Source organism: Anaerocolumna cellulosilytica, assembly GCF_014218335.1.
GTDB lineage: Bacteria > Bacillota > Clostridia > Lachnospirales > Lachnospiraceae > Anaerocolumna > Anaerocolumna cellulosilytica.
Genome location: NZ_AP023367.1, coordinates 1,977,314 through 2,001,069, shown reverse-complemented (window position 1 = coordinate 2,001,069; position 23,756 = coordinate 1,977,314). Strand labels below are relative to the sequence as shown.

22 protein-coding genes are annotated in these 23,756 nt (G+C 38.3%); 2 read left to right on the top strand and 20 right to left on the bottom strand.

Translation table 11 applies throughout. The features are described 5' to 3' along the window. Positions 1–5: 5 nt before the first annotated feature. From tcpF to acsn021_RS08400, 13 genes are all read right to left on the bottom strand, one after another. Positions 6–2,459: a conjugal transfer ATPase TcpF gene (gene tcpF, locus acsn021_RS08465; protein ID WP_184091440.1), complete on the bottom strand. Its 2,454-nt coding sequence runs from the start codon at positions 2,457–2,459 to the stop codon at positions 6–8. Further along, positions 2,443–2,835 (bottom strand): conjugal transfer protein, encoded by a 393-nt coding sequence (locus tag acsn021_RS08460; RefSeq protein WP_184091442.1) that lies wholly within the window; start codon positions 2,833–2,835, stop codon positions 2,443–2,445. The genes tcpF and acsn021_RS08460 overlap by 17 nt, the downstream gene beginning before the upstream one ends. Positions 2,836–2,920: 85 nt before the next feature. After that, the gene (locus tag acsn021_RS08455; protein ID WP_456298283.1) at positions 2,921–3,415 is read right to left on the bottom strand and encodes an antirestriction protein ArdA; all 495 of its coding nucleotides are present in this window, start codon (positions 3,413–3,415) and stop codon (positions 2,921–2,923) included. 92 nt (positions 3,416–3,507) lie between these two features. Further along, on the bottom strand, positions 3,508–4,050 hold the full coding sequence (locus tag acsn021_RS08450; RefSeq protein ID WP_184091447.1) for a hypothetical protein: 543 nt from the start codon (positions 4,048–4,050) through the stop codon (positions 3,508–3,510). A 69-nt stretch (positions 4,051–4,119) separates the two neighbouring features. Then, positions 4,120–4,341: a hypothetical protein gene (locus tag acsn021_RS08445; protein ID WP_184091449.1), complete on the bottom strand. Its 222-nt coding sequence runs from the start codon at positions 4,339–4,341 to the stop codon at positions 4,120–4,122. 28 nt (positions 4,342–4,369) lie between these two features. Continuing rightward, on the bottom strand, positions 4,370–5,587 hold the full coding sequence (gene mobT / locus acsn021_RS08440; RefSeq protein WP_184091451.1) for a MobT family relaxase: 1,218 nt from the start codon (positions 5,585–5,587) through the stop codon (positions 4,370–4,372). Positions 5,588–5,761: 174 nt separating this feature from the next. Next, entirely contained in the window at positions 5,762–7,156 is a 1,395-nt protein-coding gene (locus tag acsn021_RS08430; RefSeq protein ID WP_184091453.1) for an FtsK/SpoIIIE domain-containing protein, read from the bottom strand. A gap of 52 nt (positions 7,157–7,208) precedes the next feature. Then, entirely contained in the window at positions 7,209–7,592 is a 384-nt protein-coding gene (locus tag acsn021_RS08425; RefSeq protein ID WP_184091455.1) for a YdcP family protein, read from the bottom strand. A gap of 20 nt (positions 7,593–7,612) precedes the next feature. Next, entirely contained in the window at positions 7,613–7,927 is a 315-nt protein-coding gene (locus acsn021_RS08420) for a YdcP family protein (protein WP_184091457.1), read from the bottom strand. Positions 7,928–8,252: 325 nt separating this feature from the next. Continuing rightward, positions 8,253–9,593 carry a UvrD-helicase domain-containing protein gene (locus tag acsn021_RS08415; RefSeq protein WP_184091459.1) on the bottom strand — a complete coding sequence of 447 codons (1,341 nt, stop codon included), beginning with the start codon at positions 9,591–9,593 and terminating at the stop codon, positions 8,253–8,255. Positions 9,594–9,606: 13 nt separating this feature from the next. Next, positions 9,607–11,367: an ATP-dependent nuclease gene (locus acsn021_RS08410; RefSeq protein ID WP_184091461.1), complete on the bottom strand. Its 1,761-nt coding sequence runs from the start codon at positions 11,365–11,367 to the stop codon at positions 9,607–9,609. Positions 11,368–11,654: 287 nt separating this feature from the next. After that, a complete protein-coding gene (gene rlmD, locus acsn021_RS08405; RefSeq protein ID WP_184091463.1) occupies positions 11,655–13,034 on the bottom strand; it encodes a 23S rRNA (uracil(1939)-C(5))-methyltransferase RlmD in 1,380 nt (459 codons plus the stop codon). 261 nt (positions 13,035–13,295) lie between these two features. Next, positions 13,296–15,944: a translation factor GTPase family protein gene (locus acsn021_RS08400; protein WP_184091465.1), complete on the bottom strand. Its 2,649-nt coding sequence runs from the start codon at positions 15,942–15,944 to the stop codon at positions 13,296–13,298. A 511-nt stretch (positions 15,945–16,455) separates the two neighbouring features. On the opposite strand from acsn021_RS08400, the gene acsn021_RS08395 reads away from it, so the two are divergent. Together acsn021_RS08395 and acsn021_RS08390 are read left to right on the top strand one after the other, a co-directional pair. After that, positions 16,456–16,851: a RidA family protein gene (locus tag acsn021_RS08395; RefSeq protein ID WP_184091467.1), complete on the top strand. Its 396-nt coding sequence runs from the start codon at positions 16,456–16,458 to the stop codon at positions 16,849–16,851. Between the two features lie 258 nt (positions 16,852–17,109). Continuing rightward, positions 17,110–17,994: an AraC family transcriptional regulator gene (locus tag acsn021_RS08390; protein WP_184091469.1), complete on the top strand. Its 885-nt coding sequence runs from the start codon at positions 17,110–17,112 to the stop codon at positions 17,992–17,994. A gap of 37 nt (positions 17,995–18,031) precedes the next feature. Here the strand turns inward: acsn021_RS08390 and acsn021_RS08385 are convergent, their stop codons facing one another. The 7 genes from acsn021_RS08385 to acsn021_RS08355 all read right to left on the bottom strand — a co-directional run bounded on the left by acsn021_RS08385 (position 18,032) and on the right by acsn021_RS08355 (position 23,594). Next, positions 18,032–18,322 carry a hypothetical protein gene (locus tag acsn021_RS08385; RefSeq protein WP_184091519.1) on the bottom strand — a complete coding sequence of 97 codons (291 nt, stop codon included), beginning with the start codon at positions 18,320–18,322 and terminating at the stop codon, positions 18,032–18,034. Further along, on the bottom strand, positions 18,204–18,470 hold the full coding sequence (locus acsn021_RS23150) for an ATP-binding cassette domain-containing protein (RefSeq protein ID WP_184091471.1): 267 nt from the start codon (positions 18,468–18,470) through the stop codon (positions 18,204–18,206). The genes acsn021_RS08385 and acsn021_RS23150 overlap by 119 nt, the downstream gene beginning before the upstream one ends. 579 nt (positions 18,471–19,049) lie before the next feature. Then, positions 19,050–19,331: a DUF503 domain-containing protein gene (locus acsn021_RS08375; RefSeq protein WP_184091473.1), complete on the bottom strand. Its 282-nt coding sequence runs from the start codon at positions 19,329–19,331 to the stop codon at positions 19,050–19,052. 84 nt (positions 19,332–19,415) lie between these two features. Beyond that, positions 19,416–20,201, bottom strand: coding sequence for a SagB/ThcOx family dehydrogenase (locus tag acsn021_RS08370; protein WP_243167799.1), 786 nt, complete (start codon positions 20,199–20,201; stop codon positions 19,416–19,418). 118 nt (positions 20,202–20,319) lie between these two features. Further along, positions 20,320–21,192, bottom strand: coding sequence for an SDR family oxidoreductase (locus tag acsn021_RS08365; RefSeq protein WP_184091475.1), 873 nt, complete (start codon positions 21,190–21,192; stop codon positions 20,320–20,322). Positions 21,193–21,289: 97 nt separating this feature from the next. After that, complete coding sequence (locus acsn021_RS08360; RefSeq protein ID WP_184091477.1) at positions 21,290–22,318, bottom strand: threonine aldolase family protein; 1,029 nt, start codon at positions 22,316–22,318, stop codon at positions 21,290–21,292. Positions 22,319–22,487: 169 nt separating this feature from the next. Then, on the bottom strand, positions 22,488–23,594 hold the full coding sequence (locus acsn021_RS08355; RefSeq protein ID WP_184096203.1) for an ISAs1 family transposase: 1,107 nt from the start codon (positions 23,592–23,594) through the stop codon (positions 22,488–22,490). Positions 23,595–23,756: the final 162 nt, after the last annotated feature.

The window sequence follows — 23,756 nt, the reverse complement described above, 5'->3', positions numbered from 1 at the left end:
CTGATTCATGATTCCACCTCTTTTCTGACCGGAGGACGGGTATCAAAGGCATGGAGTAAATCTTCAAAAATCGGGTGAAACTGAATCACGCCTACACGACCATATAAATCACTAATCAGGCATTGACCGTTTTCCAAATTACGTAACCGTTTCTGGTTGTTTTCGTCCTCTGCGTCCACGCCGAAAAAGGTTAGCGTCTTCTTAATCTCATTGATGTCCGTAGAGCGAAACGCAAATTTCAGCCCTAAATTGTTCTTCAACTTTTCGTCCAGTAAATCGTCAGTGTTTTGGGTCACGAAATAAACTCCGGCGTTCATGGCACGTCCGGCACGCACCAGCTTCATAGATAAGGTTTTGCCCTGTGCTACCTGTAAAAAGCTCCATGCTTCATCAAGGTCTACAATCTTAAAAATGCTTCGGTCTGTATGGATAAAATCAAGGGCAAAGGTACTGATAACAATAAGCATGGCGACAGAAAGCAGCTCCATTGTGGTATATTCCTCAAATCCGGTTTCTTTGTCCGGCAATACCAAATCTGCCACTTGTATAATATTCAACTGCCTTTCCAGACTGATGGACTGTGTAACTTCTCCGTTGGAAAATAAAAGCTGTGCAAAATCATAGTCCGTAAAGCTTTCGATATGGTCAGCGATACTGGTACTGACTGGCGTATTTTCTACCCTCAATTCCTCAATGACTTTTAATAATCCCCGTTCTTCGCTGTTTGTTACTGCACGAATGGCTTTTCTAAGGACAGGGAAGCGTTCCCCATCACGGGAGGAAATTCCTGTGAGAAAGGTTAAAATATCAATGGCAAGGCTTTCGGAATCCTTTGGATTTTTCATAATCACGTAAGGGTCAAGCAAGCCTTTGTTCCTGTCTTCGCTGGTGAGATTAACAATATTGATTTCCTCTGCAATCTCCGGCAGGGTTTCTTTCCAGTTTCCACGTTCTGCCTTTGGGTCTACAATGACTGCCTGTGCGCCAAACAATACAGAATAGTACACAATCATATTGTTGGAAAAGGATTTACCACCACCCAAAGAACCTACAAAAGCGGCAGCAAGGGCATTAGTGACGGAGCCTTTCACTCCCTGACTGGCAAGGGCAGGTTTTAGATACACATTTCTTCCCGTATCCAGACTGTAGCCTACGTAGATACCCTCATTTTCTCCTAACATTTGTGTTGCTCCAAAGCCCAAGCCAGCCAGAAAGTCCGAGGTCACATATTGGATATAATCGTTCATGTAACGCTTGCTGGCAGGAAGAAATTCGCCATGTAACCCCAGCATATCCCCAAAGGGACGAACAAGCTTCACACTTAAATCGTCGTAGAAATCCTTGACCTCATTGCAGCGGCGTTTCAGTTCTTCCAAATCGGGAGCCGATACCCTGACGACATAAGAGAGCTTATACATGGCTTCCTTTGACTGGTCTAAATTTGTTTCCAGCTCATTGACCGTATCCAAGGCTTCCATGACGTTGTTGCTGGTTTCGTTGTCACTTTCCCATGCGTGGTTATCAAGGTCTTTGAGTTCCTTTTTCTTATTGCGGACGGTGGATAAGGCTTTTTTATTCGCTACAATCTCCACATTCATACTGGTATCAATGGGAAAGGTAAATTGCTGCTGTTGATAATAGAAGATTTCAGAAGAGGGAAAATCCAGTTCCCCTACAATGGAGTTAATCGTAAAATAAGCAGCGTAGGTGGTGGAATCCTCCTGTTCGATTTTCAAATACCGCTGATTTTCTTCTATCAGGCAACGGGTAGGCTTAATCAGATCATAACGCTTTACCAGCGTTTTTCCTTTCAGCTTTTTCTTTGGCAACGGATATTCGTAATCCTCATAGGCTGTGCCGGACTGTCCGTGTAAATGTTCGATAAGATAGCCAAAATCATTCTTGTCTAAGCGGCGAATCTTGAAGCGTCGGGAAATCTTATTTTCCAGCAGCTTTTCCATCTTAGAGAAACGTCCAATTTCATCATTGCTCATGGAAACAAAGTCCCCCATGAGCTTGTGGTTGACATCATGGATAAAATCAGAAAAGGTATTTGCCATGTCTTTTTCGATGTTTTTCACCGTGACTTCCTGCTCATTTAAAAGTAGCTTAAACCCGATAAAGAAGCGGTAGTCCACCTGATTTTCTCCAATCATGGAGATTAGGGCTTCCGTCTGCTGGTCAATTTTTTTATAGGCAATTTCCTTTAGTCTTCCGGTCACTTCCTGTTTGGAGCGTTCCTGCGCCGCCCGTATGCTGGATTCCGTACTGATTTGCAGCGCATGGATTTTTCCGTTACGGTTTTGTGCAATGAGCTGACGGAACGAATCGTGTACCTGAAATTTCTGCTCTGGACTTAGGAACGAATAGTTATAGGGAACCAGCTCATAGTATGCAAAGCACTCCCCGTCATGGTTCCAGACCAAATTGTTTTCGATATATTTAATCGGATAGGTCATAGATTTCACTCCTAACTGCCGTGATGGCTTCGGTATGCCGCTTTGTTTGCAGCTTCACAGGCTTTCCGGCATAGGTGATTTTGGGGCGTGCCAGATAGGTCATGACAGATTTTAGAAAACCGTAAGGCTTCTTTCCATCAAAGGTTTTCTGGCTCATGAACCAGGTGAGGGCAAGAGGAATCCCAAAGTATTTGAGAAAAGCCCCGTCTATCAGGGAAAGCGGTGGCAGATTGCCAAAAAGTATTACGAAAAACAGAGACACCACAAACCATGTCATTTGGGTAAAGGTGATGGGAAACGGCAGCTTAAAGTCATTGATGGAATACAGCACTTTTTCCACCGACCAGATACTGGTGTAGCTTCGTATTTTCTTCATAAACACTTGTCCTTTCTTTTAAAAATTTACATAAAAAAAGGGCAGTCCCTAGAAAAAGAACTGCCCTCAAAGTTACGTTATATTGTTATCCTGCGTACTCGAATACACCATGAGCTGTAACAAGAAAGTTGCCGTCCAGCTCTAAGTCACGTCCATATGCTTCATAGTCAATGTAGTTTTGAAGACGGACAGGCACTTCGCCCAAGGCTCCCGTTTCCTCAATGAAATAGCGTGCCACGTCTGCCATATCGTCACAATCGGGGTAACAGATAATATCGTCTGCGTGTTCTGCCATTTCTTCAAAGCTGCCAAAAAAGGCTTGCTGAATCTCTTTCATTTCCGATTCCATAGGTGTGCCGGAGAGTTCTTCCGCCAAAGCACACAGGTGATTAATGTCCTCAATGGACGTATACTCGTTAATATCAAACGGCAACTCATAATCATGGATTGCGTATTCCTCATATTCACTGTTCAGCCCGATTTTTTCATTTACGTCTTCGGGGTCAATGGGAGGGGTAAACCATGCACCAACCAATTCACCCTCATTGTATTTGCCGAGGTTCGAGATATAAACCTGCATTTCCATGTGAAATCATCACCTCCTTTCTAAAAATGGGTATAAAAAAAGCAGCTAACTCATTGTGAATTAACTGCTCTAGTAAAATGACTAAATTAAAATAATTGTGGGGGATTACCTTTCTTTTCAACTACTGTTCTAACATAACCTTCCCATTTTCCTATTAAAGATAAAAACTCACTGGATTGAAAATATTCTTCAAAAGGATTTTCTAAGCTAAACTCTGGCATATATGTTCCCAGTACTCCTTTTTCTAATATTCCGTCTGCTAATACTCCTTTTTCTCTCAATATTAATACAGGTAAACCCAATTGAAATGCCATTGCTGGTTCAATGTGGCAGTATGGACTTGTTAACCAGAAATTAGATATGTCCGTTTCTTTTTCGTTAATATCACTTTGGGGCTTACTAACGCCCGTTTCAACGTAACTTCTTCTAAAAGCAATAGCTAATAAACCGTTAGATTCCAACATGAGTCGCCTGATTGCCTTTAAAGGAGCGTCCATATCATAATCAGTTACTCCTAAAGTTCTAGGTTCTAATCCTCGTTCACTTAAATATTTTGATAGCATGTCTACAAATTGCTCTTGTTGTTTTGTAAATGGCTTAGGATAACTTAAAAATATAGATGTTTTCATTGTTAACACTCCTTTTTTATATACATAATTTTATTATACCAAGCCGAATTTAAAAGCACAATTTATAATTTAAGCCCCAATAATCTTATTGAACAGTTCCAGCAAAATATCTTTTACGCCAGCAGCATTGAACACCAGTCCAACGGCAATTAAGGCAACCACCAAAAAACCAATGAGTTTAGAAAACTCACGCTTGAAGCCTAAGTACAATCCAATGACCACAATTGCCAACAGTACTAGTGATTGCGCATTGGTTAAAAACCAGTTGTATAAGTTCTGTCCGAAATTCATAAAAAAGCTCCTTTCTTTTTCGCCCGAATTACAGGGCAGTGTCCGTTTCTTTTACTATCAGTTCCTTTGCAGAAGCAGTTTGCTGTTTCAAAATGGTTCTGTGCCGTTCCGTCAACTTTGCATGAGCGATAATGTCCTTTACCACCTGCGTATGATTGAGTTCATCTAATTTCATGGCTACCTTTAACGTGGGGGCTACCTGATGGGAAAGCCAGTTTAAGGTACGTTGAAAGGAATACGGCTCCGGCTTCGTGGTCAGCTTCATACTTTCCCGATTCTCCCCGATAAACCACGCCCATTCTTCATTGAGCTTCCAGTCGGAACGGGGCTTTGTATTATCCCTATCCACAAACCGGACATATCGGTTGATAATCTTAAAAGCGGTGCGTTCTGGATTGTCATAATAAAGCAGGTCACGTAAGGCATGATAGGCACGCTCATTTTTCAGCCGGATTTCAAAACGGTTTTTCACTTCGGCTTCTTCTATAGGAATATCATTTTTCTTGTACTGCTCATAATCCTTTTCATAAATGCAAAAGTATACTTCACTCTGCAAAGAACCGATATAAAGCGTATTTCCCATACATTCTTTTTCCTCACGCCGTACCAGTTCGCCGCTGCGGTAACTTTTAAAGCTACGAAAGACCGAAATACATTCTTCTTTTCGGCATTTTTCTGTCAGGTTTGGAATATTTAAAATGCCTGCCTTGTCATTAATGGCAAGGTCAAGCCGCTTCATCACACCACCCTCAACCAGACAATCCATGAAAAAATCATACCAGTTTCGTTCCTGTGCCAGCAGATAGCTTTCAAACTGGCGGCAGCCACGCCCCTTTAGCTCTAACAGAACGCCTTTTTCCTGTTCGGGGGATACCAGTACAAAAATATCGCCCAGTGAATAATGCTCTGCATAGGAATAAAAACCGTAATCCTCATGGAGCAGATAGGACAGCTTCAACTTCAAAACGTCCTGAACAATGTGTTTTACGTCCAGCGTTGGAAATCGAATCCGCACATAGTCAAAGAGCATTTCCAGCGGAGAATCGGGATTAAACCGTTCCAGTGCTTCCAAAATGGACGCCTGCAATTCCTCTGATGGAACTATCTTTCCGGTTTCCATATCGCTTAAATACTGGCGTGTGATTCCGGCAGCTACCGCAAGTCTTCTTTGGGACACACCGTAAGCGGAACGCTTTTTCCGTAATTCCTGTATCCATGTTTTGTAATTCAGTAAAATCCCTCCCATCAAAAAACGTATGTCAACTTTTCATACCAAGCCGACATACGTCATTTTTTTAGAAAACCCTTATGCCACAAAGGATTTTCGCCTTTTTATGTTCTGTTTCCTGTTGATTTGTACCCCCCTGTTAGATACGGGGGGTTATGTGCTGGCGTGGCTTGCGCCACACCAGCCAGCTAGTCAGTCGTCACCTGCGGCTTTCGCTTCGCACGCCGCCTGTGCCGCCTGCCTGCTGTCTATCAGAACTTTTATTTCTTTTAAGAAGTCATGTCCTTTTGGTACGAGAGGTGTGTAAAATTCTGATATGACACTGGTTCCCGTATCCACATAGCCACGTCCTTTTATCTGTTTTAGGAAGAAATCCTTGTCAGTTTCTCCAAACATCATACCGTAACCCATTTCAGACATACGCCCCAAAGCGACACGGAAATTGAACTGGTCACGGATTCCGTCCCCTAAATACTTTGCGTCTGGACGCTGACAAGCCAAGATGAGAAAGAAGCCTGCCTGCCGTCCCAGCATAACAATCTGTTTCAGCTTATTCAGAACAGCAGTGTTTTCTTTGGTTCCCAGCATTTCCATGAACGCAACGTATTCATCAAAGATAAGAAAATGAGCTGGAAGTCCCAAGTAGGTATAGTTTTCGCCTGTCTTGTAACCCACCATCTGCTTCATGTCTTCGCTGCGCTTCATCATTTCTTCATAGAACGAATCAATGCAGGAGAGCATATCCTCTTTTTTATAGTAGACATTTGGCATGACAGCTTGTAAATCTGCAAGGTCGGCGTTCTTCGGGTCTAAGATAAAAAGGACAGCATTAGTGCGGAGCAGGGCTTCCACCAGTGTCAGAATAAAGTATGTTTTGCCGCCGCCTGTTCCACCAGCAATGAGCATATGAGGGAGCTTGTCATATTCCCACCATACATTCTTCATCAACCGGAGCTTACCGCCTTGTGCCTGTGCGTCTTCTATGGAAATACGGTTTGCAATGGTATCATAGAGCAGGGTATATTCCACATAGGAATCCTTTAATTCCTTGTCGGTCAGTTCACAGTATAATCCGCTTTCCAGCTTCTTTTCCAAATGCAAAAGCTGGTCTTGATATTTCCCCAGCGTGATTTCCACCTGTATGTGAATCAGCCCATTTTGAAGCTGGTAGTACAGTTTTGGGAAATAAGTGATTTTCTCTTTGGAACGGCTGGAAGATAGGTCTTTGAAGAAGCCGTCAGACTGTACCTGCTCCGCTTCATACCACTTGTTTTCCAGAATCATCTTCGCCAGCTTTTGGCGGTGATAGAGCTGTTTTATAGTATCACGGCGATAATGATAAAACAGCACAGCCAACACCAGACATATGATGCCTGCCACGCCTATACTGATAAGCAGATACGGGAAACTGATGTTGCTTATCTGCAAAAGAGAGCTGTTCTTCCAGTCTATCTGCAGGATTGCCTTGCTATGAAACAGCAGAACAATCAGCAGAAAAACCGGAAGCAGGGCGGCAAGGGTAACATGGAAAACTAAATCCTTGTCCGTGGGGCGAATCCGTTTCCCACGGAAGAAAAACTGTTTCATGTCTGAATCACTCCTTTTCTTTTATTTGAAAGCTCCTGCTTAATAGGAACTTTTACTTTCCGGCAGGCATATCCTTTTTCGGCGGCTGCGGATTTCCGGCAGAAGCAGCACCCTTTTTCAAGACAATATCCTCTGCCTTGATATACCAGTCCACATTTGCCCCTTGAAAGGTAGCCGTTGCCACCGTATCCGCCACCGGATTCACAAGTTCCACCTCTGCGTTATAATCAAACTCTTTCAGCGGTACGGTAGCAGGAATACTGACCTGAATCATGCACCCCTGACCTCTTGATTTTAAATCATAGGTACGCTCCTTAATTTCGTCTGATACCGTTCCGTCCTCATTCTGAATACGAACCTCACGACGGAGAGCAGAAAACTTCAACATACCAAAGGTTGCGTCCTTGTCAATTACAATTCCATTTGCTAATCTCATAGAATAATCCCTCTCTTTCCTTATTCTTTTACCAAATCGTCAGCGTGCAGAATATAATTCGTGAAACCACGAGTGCCGATTTTATAGCCCTCTGCGGTAATGCGTGGGTTCAGCAGCTTTACTTTTTCTTCAAAGTCAAAATGCTTTTCGCCTGCTTCTGCCGGAAGAATCACCAGAATATCGTCTGCTCTCTGAATGTCCGAGTACAGGTTAAAGCTGCGTGACAGCAGGGTCATTTTTCCGTTAATTCTTCGCTGTTCCACTTTGTTTTCTCCGGCAAATTCCAGACTGCCGAATGTCTTTTCTACGTTTGGGATAACAAATTTCAGTTCCATATGTTTTACCTTTCCTTTCTGAAAATGAATGTTTTCATGTGACATATAACCTCATTCTACTTTGCGGAGAATACCCGTCTAAATGAAATTCATCAAGGGCAAGCATTGTGCTTCGCACCCTTGACAAATCCCATTCAGACAGGTAAGGCGCAATTAAGCAGAATAAGGAGTATTCCTGCCAGTTTTCATCTGGCTGACTTTCAACATAATAATTGGGGCGGTGGACGCTCCTGCTGTTTTAACTGTGGCATCATATCATTTCCTTTCTTATTTTTTGCAAGAAAAAAGACGCTCATTTCTGAACGCCTTGGCAAAATTATATCTCTTATAAATATTCTTTAAAATGTGCACATATAAACTCTTTCCCATATTTATCTTCCACTTCTTTTGTAATTAAAAGCGTCAATTTTTCTAAAGAACGTGTTAAAGCCACATATAATTTATTTTTGGTTCTGTTATTATCTTTTTTTTCATGAAATAAATAAGTGGCTAAATCCGTAGTTACAATAAATAGACAATTATTTCCTTCTTGCCCTTTTACTCTTTCAATAGAATCAACTGGAATTCTGCTAGCTTTGCTTATTTCATTAAATTTAAGTGCATTAATTATTCTTGCATATGCCTTTTTATTTCCCTTTATAAAAACAATGGTCTCTTTTATTGATTTTTCCAAATTTTGAGTTTTCCTATATTTATCTATTAGTTTAGAAGCATAATAATACGCCAGTTTTTTAATCCGAAGTTCATTTTTATCTGTGGACAATTCTGCAAGTATATCTTTAAGTTCATAAAATAATGAATCAAACTTTACGGAAAAATCTAACTCTCCATGAGTATCATATCTATCATTTTGCTGTGATATATATTTTAAATCAAAATCTGACGCAACCATTGATTCAATATCATCTAATTCTTTTTCAAATATTACTTTAATCTCTCCAAACTTTTTTGAGGATACCTGCCATTCTTCTTTAGGGATAATAGAATTAGAAAGGTCTAAGTGATTTTGAGGACATCTATGACAGTCATTAATAAAATTAATATGTTTGGAATAAGATTCCATTAATTTTCTGAAACTATCAAAGCCTTTTAAATCTTGTTTTGGGTCTCCCATTATTTCTATTTCTATTCCATGTTTATCTAATTGTTTTAATATTTCAACTAGATTAACATCAATATCCTGTGCTTCATCTATAAAAATCATATTACAATATTGAGAAAATGCTTTCAGTATAGCACAGCGAATATCCTTTTCTTTTTTTCTATCAGATGATTTTTTTACTAATATCCACTTTGCTTTTTCTGTAAATGCAGTTATATGTAAGATGTTACTATTTTCAAGTTGCTTTATTTTCCAATTTTTAAATTGGGGTTTATCTGGCAAAATTATACTTGATACAACATCAAAATGTTTCTGATACAATAAAAAATAATACGGTTTTATTATCTCCTGATATAAAAAAGAATGTATTGTACTAACTTTAATACTATCGGGTATCTTTACAAAGTGCTCTATAAGTTTTTTTTCAATACATGACGCAGCATTGTTTGTAAACGTAATACAGTATATATTCTTGTTATTGCACATTTCATTATACTTGTTTATTATTTTATCTGCCAATTGTGTTGTTTTTCCTGCACCAGCTCCTGCAACGTTAATTATCATATGACGATTCCCCTTACTTAATAGTCAAAAAATCTAAAATATCTTTAATATGACCAGGCATTTCAAACTTTTCCAATTCCTTATTTGCCATATCCTTACACAACTGCAACATTACCGTCGATTTCGCATTTCTCCATTTATCTGATAAATCCGATTGAGAACTAATCTTCCAAGAATATTTATCTTCAAAATATTTTTTTAGCAATTGATAATTATCACCAGTTCCAACTATTTCTGGCTCTAATGTATATTGAACAGTGGTTCTTACACAAATATTAGAATACTGATTATATTTTTCGTGCTCTTTTTGTGCGACCGGCTGGGAATCAAAATCTCTAACAATGCCCAATTTATTTTTAGATTCATGATTTATCTTCAACCATATATCCATAATATTTTGGAAACCTTTATGAAATGCTATTACTTCTATATCATTCAATTCCGGTTTTGAATCAAGATAAGCTCGAATAAAAAGCTCTTCTGTTAAACCTTCAACTAATATACAATTTTTAGAGAAGAATAGTTTAAGTAAATCCAAATTAGGATTCTTTGAAAGATAATCTTTTCCTTCTAAATTGAGTTCACTTGCTAATGCATACGCATCTCCATTATTAACCACAACTACATTATTAAAATCAAGTTTATTTATAAATTGTGTACTGTGCGTAGAATAGAAAAGTTGAATAAAATTATTTGTACTCATAAACGATTTTATAAAACTAACCATTAATCGTGTATTGTTTACACATAAATGTGCTTCTGGCTCTTCCATAGTTAAAAGAGAATATGCCAAGTCATTCTTCTTATCTAATAATGAATTCATAAGCACAAGAAGAAGAATTAAATTTCTATAACCAAGCCCTTGTGAAGATAATTGCTCCCCAGAATACCCCAATCTGACACTGTTTAATAAAGAATTCATTGGCGGCATATTAGGTAGAATGCTGATTTCATCAAAAAAATTCTTAGCATTTTTTAACTCTGTATTTTCTTGCCAGTTGATAACATCTTCCATGCCACTTAAATTTTTTAAAGTATCAAAAAATTTTGTATATTCTTTCTCTACAATTAACTTAGCCTTAGTATCTAATTTCATTTGCAATAATTTAACTAAAGATTTTGAACCAAGCTTTTCATTAGTATTTGAAAAATCATCTCTTTCAGCAATTAGTGATGTATATTTAAAATATCTCAATGTATCATACGAAACAGATACTTTCTTTTGCGGCACCACTATAGAATGAGAATAAAAATTTGTAGGTAATAAATTCATCTTTATACTTTCAAAATTATCTTTATTTACTTCTTCTGAAAGTAGCACATCTTTTATTTGCTTTAAAATTTCACTTGGATTCTTAGAAAAAAATTCATATAACAGACCATAAACAACTTTACTTTTATCTTCATTTACAGTGTAACTCAAATCTTTTACAAAATATAATTCCATGTCAGTTGGTTCAAGTGTTACTTCTACTGATACTTTGGGCAAAATTTCTGTAAACGATTTAATATCAACTGATTCGTCCTTAATACTTTCACTATTCTTTAGTATGTACTCGTAGTATTTTGATTTTTCTTCATTGTTTATATCTGCCCAGCAAAGGGTTTTTCCCGTATAACCCACATCATCTGATAAAAAGGGTAAAGTTACTGCTTTAAGAAAATTGCTCTTCCCACTATTATTTTCACCTATAATAGCGACAATGTTATTTAAACAAATATCAACATCTTTAATATTCCTATAGTTCTTAATAACAATCCTTGAAATTTTCATACCTTATCCCCTTTTTGTTTATTATGATAAATATTATACAATATTTTATCAAATAATGGGATAACAAGATTAATAATTAATCCAGTTTTTTCTATGTTCTTATCATCAGAAAAGGAGTACCTTTTTCAGGTACCCCCTTTTAATCTATCTTTATTTTCTTGTATCCCCACACTCTATATCAACCACCACAGAAACATTGATGTAGTTTTTAATCACCTTATTTCTGATTTTATCACCCTCACCAGTGAAGACGATATGCTTGAAAAAGTGCCTAAAACTAAGGATTTCTACGTATCGGCTCGTTGTATCAACACAATAGTCTCCACGTGCACCGTGCCAGGGAACATATCAACTGCCCAAACTTTCTCAACTTTATACCCTCTCTCCTGCAGCACCACCAGATCTCTTGCAAGACTTGTAGGTTTACAGGAAATGTATACGATTCGATTAACTGCAAAATCTATGATTTTTTCCAAGGCTTTTGGATGAATTCCATCCCTTGGAGGGTCTAAAACAATTAAATCAGGTTTATCCACTATACTATCAACGACCTTGAGAACATCCCCTGCAATGAATTCGCAATTATTCAAGCCGTTCAGTTCAGCATTTTCCCTGGCTGCCTTAACAGCTTCCTCCACTATCTCAACGCCTACTACCTTTTTTGCCACAGATGCTAAAAGTTGTGCAATTGTACCTGTTCCACTGTATAAATCAAAAATAAGCTTGTTCTTAGTCTCACCTACGAACTCTCTGGCAGTACTATAAAGCACCTCTGCTCCTAGTGAATTCGTTTGGAAGAATGAAAAGGTTGATATTTTAAATTTAAGTCCAAGAATTTCTTCGAAGAAATAATCTTGTCCATATAAAACATCCATACGGTCACTTTGTACTACATCGGCCTGACTGTCATTCTGTGTATGGAGAACTCCAACAATGGTACCATTTAAGGATAGCTTTAACAGTTTATTCTTTAATTCTTCCATAACCAGTTCTTCCGGCGTATCAAGTACCCATTGGGTTGAAGTTATAAGGTTAACAAGAATCTCTCCGGTCTTTGCTGCCCTTCTGATTAGAAGATGTCTTAAATATCCTATATGGGACAATTTTTTATAAAAGCTTACTGAAAGGTTCGTAAAGTAAGCTAGCACACAACTTAATATCTGATTATAATCCTCGTCCACTATCTGACAGCCAGAGGTGGTGATAATGTCATAAAAACTGCCTTTTTTATGAAGCCCCAGTGCTAAAGGTCCATCCTTTTCTTCATCACCAAAAGAAAATTCCATCTTATTACGATATCCCCACTGTACCGGACTTCCTTTTATACCGAGAAACTTATATTCTGAACATACCGGATCCAGTAATTGTTTTACCTGTTCTGCCTTCATATCCAATTGTGTTTGATAAGGTATGGTCTGATAAGTACATCCTCCGCAAGGTCCAAAATGTTTACACTTTGCTTCTACTGTTTCGAGGGGGGATCTTTCAATAACCTTTAAAAGCCTTGCTTCACTTCGCCCTTTTCTTGCTTTATTTATCACTGCATTTATTTTTTGTCCAGGTAACGTATTTTTAATGGTTACCTTTTCTCCATCTATTTCAACAATTCCTTTATTAGGAAAATCTACTCTAGTTACAATACCCTCTATCTGTGTTCCTTTTTTCACATTGACTCCTTGCATCAGGCTCCCTTTATTCTGCTGACACATTATCCTTTCTATTTCTCTATGTTAAGTATTCACTTTTATATTGTTTCAGATTTTTACAACCATGCTCTTTATACTCTTAACCCAGATTTTTTTATTATACGATACCCTGATAGGCTTTGTCTATAAGTATTGATTCAGTTTATAAGTAGTAAGCATAGTTAGATATATTAAAATGGCACCAATCATATTTTAGATTAGTGCCGCATTATTATAAAGTCTCTATTTTTCTTCTTTATCTATCAAATTCTCCATCTGCTGCTTTGCTTCCTGCGTCAAGGTATCAAACAAATAATTACGCTGGATTCCTTGCTTTTCCTGATATTCTTGTTTTATTCTTTCATTGGCTGCTTCAATATCTGCTTTTAGGTCTCTGGCAGATAGCAGCGCACTTCCCGCTCCTCTGATGATGACTTGCTGTAATCCGTCTGAGGTTGCTACTACGATATTGTATTTTTTCTGATTGTCATGAGCAAATTTTTCAATATACTGATCCGCCGTTTGTGCTTCTTTTGTAAATACCATATGGATATTATGGTAATCAATCATTTCCTCTTGGTGTCCTTCAACACGATATGCATCAAAGACGACAATTATCTGACATTTTCGAATTCCCTGATAATTGCTTAGTACATCCAGCAATCGGATTCGGGCTGCATCCATATTTTCATCTGCAAGCACCTTGAGTTCTTCCCAAGCATATATAATATTGTATCCGTCCACCAGAAGATATTCTTCCTTCTTTTCTGTCTGCCTGTTGCTATAATGAACCGTATCGTAAAAGCTTTCATGGGCAGTTTTCCGTTTTTTCCAAACTGATTTTTTCCCTTGGTTTGCATAGGATATATTGCCGATGATACTATCAATCTCCTCTAAACTAATCCACTTCTCCTCTGTGTAAGGTGTTTGATTTTTAACTTCCTTCTCTGCTATACTTTCTTTTTTCTGAAAATAGCTTTCTATATGCATATAATTCTTCACTTCATCCCAAGGGACTAAAAATCCTGTTCCATGGGTACAAAATACGGAAGCTGTAGGATTTTCAATATCTCTTTCCGAATCGTAACCCAAATTACCAGTGACTTCCTCTGTATTATGACAAGGTTCGTAACCTTTTAAACTACAAAACAGCCTCCCAACGCCTTTCGTATAAGCAATCACTTCCTTCTGATAATTCCTCATGGTAATTACAGGAGCACTTCCTGTAAGAACTGTCATTCCATCATAAGTTTGGGATATCTCACAGGTACCGGACATTTTCTCAATATCAGTCATGGCTCTTCCAACCATTTTTTCCGGTAATTCTAATTGAAAGGCATAGTATGGTTCTAATACTATGGATTCTGCTTCTTTTAACCCCTGACGAACTGCCCGGTAAGTAGCTTCTCTAAAATCTCCGCCTTCTGTATGTTTATTGTGGGCACGCCCGGATACCAGAGTAATCCTCATATCTGTAATAGGGGAACCTGTCAGTACACCCTTATGCACTTTTTCCTCAAGATGGGTTATTATCAGCCTCTGCCAGCTTTTGCCCAGAATGTCTTCACTGCAATCTGTCCCATACTGTAAACCACTGCCTGGTTTTCCCGGCTCTAATAGCAAATGTACTTCCGCATAATGCCGTAATGGTTCAAAGTGTCCTACCCCTTCTACGGTACCAGCAATGGTTTCTTTATATACAATTCTTCCGGCATCAAAGGATACCTCCACTCCAAACCGTTCCTTTATCAGACTTTGCAGTATTTCAATCTGTACTTCTCCCATTATCTGAACTTGAATCTCCTGGAGCTGTTCCTCCCAAACAATATGAAGTTCCGGTTCTTCTTCTTCAATCGTTCGCAGCTTAGGAAGTATCGCTCTTGGGTCACAGTCCATTGGCAGAATAATCTGATAGGACAGCACCGGCTCTAATACTGGAATATCGGAAGCCTTTTCTGCTCCCAGTCCTTCTCCCGGTCTGGTCTTACTAAGTCCGGCTACTGCAATTACAGTTCCTGCTTCTGCTTCATTTAATGCCTCAAATTTTTGTCCAGAATACACTCGAATCTGATTTACTTTCTCTTCCCAGTCGCCATTTGATATAGTATCTCTTATCTTAAGCCTGCCGCCGGTAAGCTTCATGTGGGTAAGACGGTTTCCCTGTTCATCTCTTGTTATTTTAAACACTTTAGCCCCGAACTCGTCCGGGTAGTCAAGTACCGCTGTATACGTTTGAATACCTTTAATGAACTGCTCTACCCCTTCTAATTTTAGTGCCGAGCCGAAAAAACAGGGGAATACTTTTCGTACCTTTACAGCTTCAATTATTTGCTCTTTCTTAATACTACCTGTCTCCAAATAGGTTTCCAATAAAATTTCATCACACATAGCCAGTTGGTCATAAAAATAATCACTCCCTGCGTGTTCGAATGGGATACAACCGTCATCCAGTTGACTTTTTATTTCTTTTATCAGCTGATCCTTATTTGTTCCAGGCTGATCCATCTTATTTACAAATAAGAATACAGGTATCTGGTATCTCTTAAGGAGACGCCACAGGGTCTTCGTATGTCCTTGCACCCCGTCTGCTCCACTAATTACTAATAAGGCATAATCAAGCACCTGTAAGGTTCTCTCCATTTCCGCTGAAAAGTCTACATGTCCTGGGGTGTCTAATAAGGTAATCTTTAGATTACCAGTCTCTATAACAGCTTGCTTTGAAAAAATGGTGATTCCTCTGGCTTTTTCAAGCTCATAAGTATCTAGATAAGCGTCTTTGTTATCTACTCTGCCCAATCTCCCGATTTTCCCGCAATGATATAATATACTTTCTGATAAAGTTGTCTTGCCGGCATCCACATGTGCTAATATCCCAATGACTAGTTTACTCATAATCTATTTCAAATCCTTCATTTTTCATCTAGTTGCAAAACCACAGTTTTAATACCTGTATTTTTAGTTTTACTCTACTATAATACCAGTAATTTCGGTATTTTACAAATTTATCGTATTATGGTAGTAAACACATTTGTATGACTGTCTTCCGTCTTCGATATAATAAACCTGGTTTGATTCTTATCCTGTACCATATGTTTAAAATTTAATTATATCAAAAGACTAAAAAAAGACAAGTCAACCCTTACAACTTCTCTAAAACAGGAATCACCACTTAGCAACACCATTTATTATTGACAATTTAATGAGGATTAGTTATATTACTTAGTAATACTTTAGGAGGTGTGAAATGAAAGATTGTTTCTATTCAAAAATCCTTTCAATGCATAAACACTCCATTTCTGTTTTTGATAAATAAGTTTCTATCAATGGATAACTAAGTATAAATTTTGTAAAACGAACTTAGTGATAGAAATTATATTATCCCAATACAGAAAGGATTTTGAACATGAACCATAAAGTAGTAAGCAGATTAGATTCTTCAAAGATTAGCAAAGCAGTAGGTAATTATACACATATAACCAAAATAGAGCCCAACGCCACCTTTTATACTTTTTCAGGGCAGATTGGAGCAGATTTAGAAGGGATTATCCCAAAAGATTTTAATCAACAAGTGGACAATACATTTTTAAATATATCAAACCTGTTAAAAAGCATCGATTTAACGCCAGGTAACGTAATAAAAGTAAATATATGGGCGACAGAAGAAATTGACTGGGCGTATTTTTATAATGTATACGACGATTTTTTCGGTAAACCCTCTCCTTCCATGACCGTTGCCTATGTCAATGCTTTAGGGCTTGAAGAAATAAAATTAGAAATTGAGATATGGGCCGCTAAGTAATTTATGCCATACTGTTACCCTGATAAAGAAAGGTGCTCCCTGTGATAAGAATACAGGAAGCACCTTTTTATAATCACAAAAAAATTGTCAGTAAAAGTAATAAAGTAAGTGATGAATTCCTCCTGCTGGATTTTTGTTCTGATATAGAATAATTCAAACCATATAAGAAAACTTCTTAAATATTTAGAAAAAATGTCGGACATAATACACTCTTCTATGGTATCATAAGTTTATCTTAAGAGAAACGGAGCGCTCCCCATGAATTACTACGAGAGAGTACAAAAATCCATTGATTATATTGAAGCAAACCTTGAAAATAAAATCAGTATTTCTAGGGCTGCCCAGACTGCCTTTATGTCCGTATCAAATTTTTACCGGATGTTTTTTTCCTTGACGGGTTATACCGTAAAAAATTATATTCGGTGCCGAAGGATAAGCCTGGCTGCTCCTATACTCATAGAAGGCTCTATGACAATTCTTAGTCTGGCACTCACCTATGATTATGAAAGCGGAGACAGCTTTTCAAGGGCCTTTAAGCGAACTACTGGACTTTTACCCAGCGATTACAAAACTACAAAATCCATGTATTATTTTGAAAGGATAAATCTTATGGATAAATATTTTGAGATTCAAAACACAGAGCTTCTTGAGAAGTACCCTGATATTAAAGTTTTAAAAGAAATGGAACCGATTCGAACAGCCTCCTTCTGCTATTTCGGAAAAGATCCAGAAACACATGCTTTTCAGGTTATGACGAAATGGGTTCTGGAAAGTGGACTAAATATTAATAAAGATAAGCTTCGAATCTTCGGATTTAATAACCCCAGTCCATCTTCTCCCGACCAGCTGGAATATGGTTATGAAGTATGCGTTACTCTGGATAAAGATTTTACATTCAAAGATAGCCTGGTAAAAGAAAAAATCTTGGAAGGCGGTCTTTATGCAGTAACCAATGTCAGGAGAAATGGCAAGAGTGATTTCGGTGATGAAATTGCGAATGCCTGGAAGAGATTTAATAGCTGGCTTAAGGATAGCAAATACATCTTTGGTTCACATCAATGGCTGGAAGAACATTTGGGATTTGATGATAATGCCAGCCATACAGGTGGTATTGATTTGTATATGCCTCTTGTTAAGATCTGAATACCTTTTTCCTAGTTTCATTTTGAATTGAAATCCACTAAACAGACAGCAAAAATTTGCTGTCTGTTTTCTTAAAAATGATTTGACAAAAGCAGCCTTTATTAGTTATAGTTTGTGCCAGCAGAAGCGTTACAATAGTTCCGGCAGCAACAGCGATAATCATAAAAACCAGAGGGAGTAAATCGAAGTGATTTTGTGATTGAACGACATTAAACATAATGTTGCTGAAGAAAGAAGAGATTAAAACAGCTGACAGTATGGTGGAGGGTACTGATTTTTTTATAAAACCGATACCTAAGGCAACCATTCCTGTTGCAGCTGCGGTCAAAACTCCTGGAGGATATGGTATCCATACCTGAAATACGTATATTACCCGCAGTTGGAGTAAGTAAGCCCATTAAAAGCTTAAAAACGGTGGTTTTACCAGCACCATTAGGACCTAACAAACCATAAATAGACCTTTTTGGAACCTTCATGTTAAAATTTCTTATAATTTCTTTCTGCGAAAAAGTACAATGGAGGCAGTATAATGGAAAACGCTATTGAATTAATACTTGGAGGCCTTGGAACTTTAAGTGGAATCTTACAGATTCTTATTTAGCTTAATATTTACATAGAAAAAGCCTTGCATATTTAATTGTATGCACCAAATATATAGGCTTCTTCTATCTTTTTCTTCATTCCTACTATTGCTTTTCCTGCTCCACATATGGTTCAAGGCACCTTCTAATTGCCTTTATCGCTCTTTCTAGCTTATCATCCCTTGTATTACTGATGCAAAAAAAGCCTTATGCCGTATTCATGGGCATTCTAGGGCAGATAACAATCCTCCGTATCCTTTAGAAATATACCTTCTTTTGACACTCTTTTTATTACTCCCTACCCCGTGACTTGTCTATCAGTAGCATTGCAATAATTACCCTAAAAAAATGTTCTTGCAATTTTCCAGTAATATTTTCCTTCCAAGACGTAATCCTAGCAGTCCCTGTTTGACAATGAAAGCTAATCTTGTTAGAGGTATTCCTGTTGTTTTTAAGTAGTGGTTAAGTTAAGGGTTACAATAGTTCCCGCTCTACGCTTATTACTTCACCCTCTGTATTTCCTTCGGTATATTGCAGGACATGATCCAAAATACTATCTGCCTGAGAGGTATCTCCTGCCACACCCGCGATTCCAAGTACAACTGTCTGGTGTGTGTCCTGCTCATCTACCTCTGCAACAGAAACATTAAACTTATTGTGAATCTTCGCACATAGGCTTTTAACTACCATTCTTTTTTCTTTTAAGGAATGTACCCAGGGCGTGTGAATTGTTATGCGCATTGTTCCAATAATCATAGACATGTCCTCCTATAAATTTACGGTATTGAGTAGGATACGCTGTAATTACCCTCTACTATAAACAACGTACTGTTTTATAATTTATTCGTTTGGAAGCTTTCCGACAGATGCGGCATAAACCACGAATTCATTCTCTTTTTCACTCGTTGGTTCTGAACTTAGTCCTAGGAGCTTATCAGCCAAATCCTGTTCATAGGCACCGATAGCACAAGCACCGCAGCCAATAGATTCTGCCGCAAGATACAGGTTCTGGCATACATGCCCTGCATCTAAGAGTGCATATTTTTGTGCATTCACAGTATAACGCCATTCACTACGGTAGGGAACCACTGTCCAGACAAAACCCACCGGTGCAGTTGCAAAAAATTCCTGATCACCGAAAGCTTCTGTAACCTTCGCCGTCTGGTCTTTAACTTCACCAAGATACTCTAATTTATGCTCTAGAGCAAGATAATGATATAGTCCCGGTTTCAGTCCCTCGACCCTGTTAACAAACAAATAAGTCTCAAATGGATGTCTGGCTCCTGCTGATGCGACCGTGCGCATAGTAGCCTTTCTTTCCTTACCAATAACCTTTTTCACTCCCTGCGTTGACCATAAAAGGTATGCAAGTTCCAAAAGGCTTATGATTTCTTCGGAATACTTTCTCTTACTGGTACGGTTATTTAGAACTTCCATAAAGTTATTATTAACAACAACGGATTCATAACTATTCGGAAGTTCAATAACCATGTCTGACTTCTTCTCATTGGCAATGGATGGCTGGGGTAGTCCCAAGGCCTGGTCACTTGTTATGTTTTCAGTGTCTTGTTCCTTCATAACCTCGCGACGCACTTTGATGATTTCCTTCATATCTGTATTTGACATACTATACTCCTTTTTGAATTTATTCTATTTAGACAATAGCGAAATGCTAATCACTCTTACTTCTTTTGTATCCGGATAGAATATGTACTTAAGGGCAGTTCTTTTCTGCCCGTCCTTCTTATTGTTCTATAGGAAGATGGTTAATTAACCGTTCATCTGTAATATTTTCGCTAAGTACAAATAATTTTTCTGCCAGAGATTTGCTCTTAGCCAAACGGGAGGTTTTTTCCTTAGCTTCCTTATAGTAATACTTTCCCGTAACCTTTTGAACCGCAGGGCTTGTTGCTAAAAAAACTGTAGTTTGTGCGCCCTCTTCCGGCGTAAGGAAAAAAGGCTTTAATAAACTAGTTATGGATTTACCAAAGCCGGATTCTCTGTCAATCCCCATAGAAGTGGCCACTGCACCGGGATGGCAGCAGTTTACAGTAATTCCTTGGTTTTTCAGCCTTCTGGCTAATTCTCTGGTAAATAACACATTGGCAAGTTTGGATTGGCTATAAGCCTTTATTACATGAAAGCCATAAGTAAGATTAAAATTGGAAAAATGTATTTTCCCGATTCTATGGGCGCCGGAAGCTACCACAACAATTCTACTGCCACGCTTCATAGTATCAAGCAGTCTCAGCGTTAATAAAAAGTGTCCGATGTGGTTCACTCCGAACTGCTCCTCAAGACCATCCTCGGTTTCTCTTCGGTTTAAGGAAATAACCCCGGCATTATTAATTAAAACATCCAGTACTTCCCCTCTTTTGTTCCATTCATCGGTAAATCTGCGTATATCCTTCATGCTGCCTAAATCACATAATGCAAGTTCCAACTCTCTTCTTTGGTTTTTCTGTTTTAATTCAGCCTGGGCTTTTTCACCCCGCTCTTTGTTTTTGCATAACAGGATTACACGAAAGCCCTTATCCGCTAACATAGCAGCTGCAGCCTTTCCCATACCGGAGCTCGCACCGGTTATTAAAACAGTTTTTTGTCTTATTTCTGTCATAGCCTCCTCCTTCCTGTGAATCCATTCTTATTATATTGTTATATTGTGTAGAGCTTCTAAAAAACCGGACTTAAAATACCTTATACCAGACCTCCTATTACGTTAGAGTTTTTTTTAAAAAGCTGCAAAGCGCAGCAACACTCTCCTGGGTCGTCGCCCAAGAAGTTACAAAACGAATTGCACTGTGCTTTTCATCTATTTCTTTCTGGACAGAGAAGGTAAATTCTTTCTCCAATTCCTTTAATAAATGAATGGGTAGAATGGGAAATAGTTGATTCGTCATTGGCGGAGCAAGAAAAGATACACCCAGTTCCTGCAATGCCCTCTCAATCTCCTTTGCCATAGCGTTACTATGTCTCCCCAGAGTAAAATACAAATCATCCTCAAATAAAGCTTCGAATTGGATGCCTAGTATAAATCCCTTTGCCATTAAGGCTCCTCGCTGCTTTATAAGAAATCTAAAATCTTCTTTTAACTCTTCTTTGGTAAGCACTAATGCTTCCCCAAGAAGTGCACCGTTTTTTGTTCCTCCTATATAAAAAGCATCTGTTAAATCGGCAAGGTCAGAAAGTGTTAAATCATTCTCCTTACAAGTCAGTGCAGAAGCTAATCTGGCACCATCTAAGTATAGGATTAGCCCTCTTTCCCTGCATACTTTACTCAGCTGTATCAATTCTGCCTTACTATATATAGTCCCAAGTTCTGTTGTGTTGGATATATACACCATCTTAGGCTGTACCATATGCTCATCTGAATGGGTTTTAAGAGCCTGCAATATTACTTCCGGGGTCAATTTTCCATCTATACACGGCATTGCAAGTACTTTATGACCGGTGGCTTCAATTGCTCCGGTTTCATGTACATTAATATGCCCCGTATCAGCTGCAATTACACATTGATGAGGACGTAAAAACGCTGATATAACCAATAGATTTGTCTGAGTACCTCCTGGTATTAAATGTATGTCGGCCTCTACTGGTCCCAATAAATTATTTATATATTTTTTTGCCTGTTTGGTATGTTTATCTTCTCCATAGCCGTTATTTTGCTCAAGACTGGTACTTGCCAATAGCTCCAGGATTCTTTTATGTGCTCCCTCACTATAATCATTCATAAAGCTGTACATTCTGCTTCCTTCTTTCTGCCTGTTTACTATAATGTGATAATTGTTTATGCTTTTCTTTCTTTATTATACCACCTGTTAGCCGAATTTGCTATAGTATCGACTCTTTACTGCACGACAAACGCATGAATGTGTTCTATTAACAAGCACTTGAATGTATCTTTTTTAAGTATTACAGATTCAGAATGTTTTCCAAGTGTCTTTCAGGATTCGTTCCAATTGCAAAGCGTTTCATTTTCAGGCTCATGGGCGTTTTCCTTAATTCATATATCCTTAATACGTTCAATGCCAGTTTTCTCATGATATTTAAATTAAATGCTGCCTGCTTTTCAAGGGTGTGGTTGTCATCCTCTCGAAAGGTTACATCCAGATGCCAATGAAAACTTTCCACCATCCAATGTCCCCGAATCGCTCGGGCAATTTCGCTGACCTCTAGTGGTAGACTACTTATAAAATATCGGGTTTCCGTTATCTCTACCTCGTTTCTGACTATAGTATTGCGTGTCATTGCAATGGATTTCAGCCCTGCCCAGTCCTTCTTCTGCTCTAGCCATGCAATATCTACACTCTGCCAGTATTCGCGCTTCTCTATGCCGCCTCGCGCTTTCTCTATTGTCTTTGTATAGGCACACTGCTCCAATAATCCAACATCATCAAAATATAATTTCACATCCTCATGAAGTCTTCCCTGATTTCCTTTTAGGGCTAGCACGTAATCGGCTTTCTTTTTCCATATCTTCTTTACAATCTGCGTTTGCGTTCCCATTGCATCCGTTGTAATGATATGACCTTTCACGTTCAAATCGTCAAGCAGTTCAGGAATCGCTGTAATTTCATTGGTCTTTTCTTCTACTCGCTTTTGCCCAAGGCAGATTCCTTTCTCGTCCACTGCACTGACAATATGGTTTGCATTCTGGTCTTTGTTCCTATTTCCACATTGTGTTTTTCCGTCAATGGCGAGGATTTTTTTGATTTTTTCTCCTTCTCCGCTACTTAGCATCTCATTCCAAAGCAGTTGGAATTTCTGAAGAAACTCTGGGGATACCATGCTAAATACACGTTGAATCGTATCGTGAGAAGGAATGCCGTTTGGAAGCTCCAAATATCTTCGCAGAAACTTCTCATGTTCTTTCCCAAATATTTCTATTGCTATCCATTCGTCTGCATTTGCCAGCATTGCAAAGAATACCAGCGCTATAATATCACTCATCTTGTAAAGAATTTTTTTCTTCTGTCTTAAATCTTCTACTTGTTCTAAATATTTCAATGTCTTGTGCATTTTTTCATCCCCCTTGGAATGATTATACACTTTTCCCTTATTCTTATAAACCTTTAAATATATTCATGCGTTTGTCTTGCTCTTTACTGCCGTACAAGCTAGTGGTCTGTAGGCAGCTATAAATAAAAGTAGTAGGATTCTATCAGGTAATCTATCTTTTTA

Coding starts and splice junctions, on each gene's coding strand:
- tcpF (WP_184091440.1), bottom strand. CDS start 2,459: ATGACCTATCCGATTAAATATATCGAAAACAATTTGGTCTGGAACCAT.
- acsn021_RS08460 (WP_184091442.1), bottom strand. CDS start 2,835: ATGAAGAAAATACGAAGCTACACCAGTATCTGGTCGGTGGAAAAAGTG.
- acsn021_RS08455 (WP_456298283.1), bottom strand. CDS start 3,415: ATGCAGGTTTATATCTCGAACCTCGGCAAATACAATGAGGGTGAATTG.
- acsn021_RS08450 (WP_184091447.1), bottom strand. CDS start 4,050: ATGAAAACATCTATATTTTTAAGTTATCCTAAGCCATTTACAAAACAA.
- acsn021_RS08445 (WP_184091449.1), bottom strand. CDS start 4,341: ATGAATTTCGGACAGAACTTATACAACTGGTTTTTAACCAATGCGCAA.
- mobT (WP_184091451.1), bottom strand. CDS start 5,587: ATGGGAGGGATTTTACTGAATTACAAAACATGGATACAGGAATTACGG.
- acsn021_RS08430 (WP_184091453.1), bottom strand. CDS start 7,156: ATGAAACAGTTTTTCTTCCGTGGGAAACGGATTCGCCCCACGGACAAG.
- acsn021_RS08425 (WP_184091455.1), bottom strand. CDS start 7,592: ATGAGATTAGCAAATGGAATTGTAATTGACAAGGACGCAACCTTTGGT.
- acsn021_RS08420 (WP_184091457.1), bottom strand. CDS start 7,927: ATGGAACTGAAATTTGTTATCCCAAACGTAGAAAAGACATTCGGCAGT.
- acsn021_RS08415 (WP_184091459.1), bottom strand. CDS start 9,593: ATGATAATTAACGTTGCAGGAGCTGGTGCAGGAAAAACAACACAATTG.
- acsn021_RS08410 (WP_184091461.1), bottom strand. CDS start 11,367: ATGAAAATTTCAAGGATTGTTATTAAGAACTATAGGAATATTAAAGAT.
- acsn021_RS08400 (WP_184091465.1), bottom strand. CDS start 15,944: ATGAGTAAACTAGTCATTGGGATATTAGCACATGTGGATGCCGGCAAG.
- acsn021_RS08395 (WP_184091467.1), top strand. CDS start 16,456: ATGAACCATAAAGTAGTAAGCAGATTAGATTCTTCAAAGATTAGCAAA.
- acsn021_RS08390 (WP_184091469.1), top strand. CDS start 17,110: ATGAATTACTACGAGAGAGTACAAAAATCCATTGATTATATTGAAGCA.
- acsn021_RS23150 (WP_184091471.1), bottom strand. CDS start 18,470: ATGAAGGTTCCAAAAAGGTCTATTTATGGTTTGTTAGGTCCTAATGGT.
- acsn021_RS08375 (WP_184091473.1), bottom strand. CDS start 19,331: ATGATTATTGGAACAATGCGCATAACAATTCACACGCCCTGGGTACAT.
- acsn021_RS08370 (WP_243167799.1), bottom strand. CDS start 20,201: ATGTCAAATACAGATATGAAGGAAATCATCAAAGTGCGTCGCGAGGTT.
- acsn021_RS08365 (WP_184091475.1), bottom strand. CDS start 21,192: ATGACAGAAATAAGACAAAAAACTGTTTTAATAACCGGTGCGAGCTCC.
- acsn021_RS08360 (WP_184091477.1), bottom strand. CDS start 22,318: ATGTACAGCTTTATGAATGATTATAGTGAGGGAGCACATAAAAGAATC.
- acsn021_RS08355 (WP_184096203.1), bottom strand. CDS start 23,594: ATGCACAAGACATTGAAATATTTAGAACAAGTAGAAGATTTAAGACAG.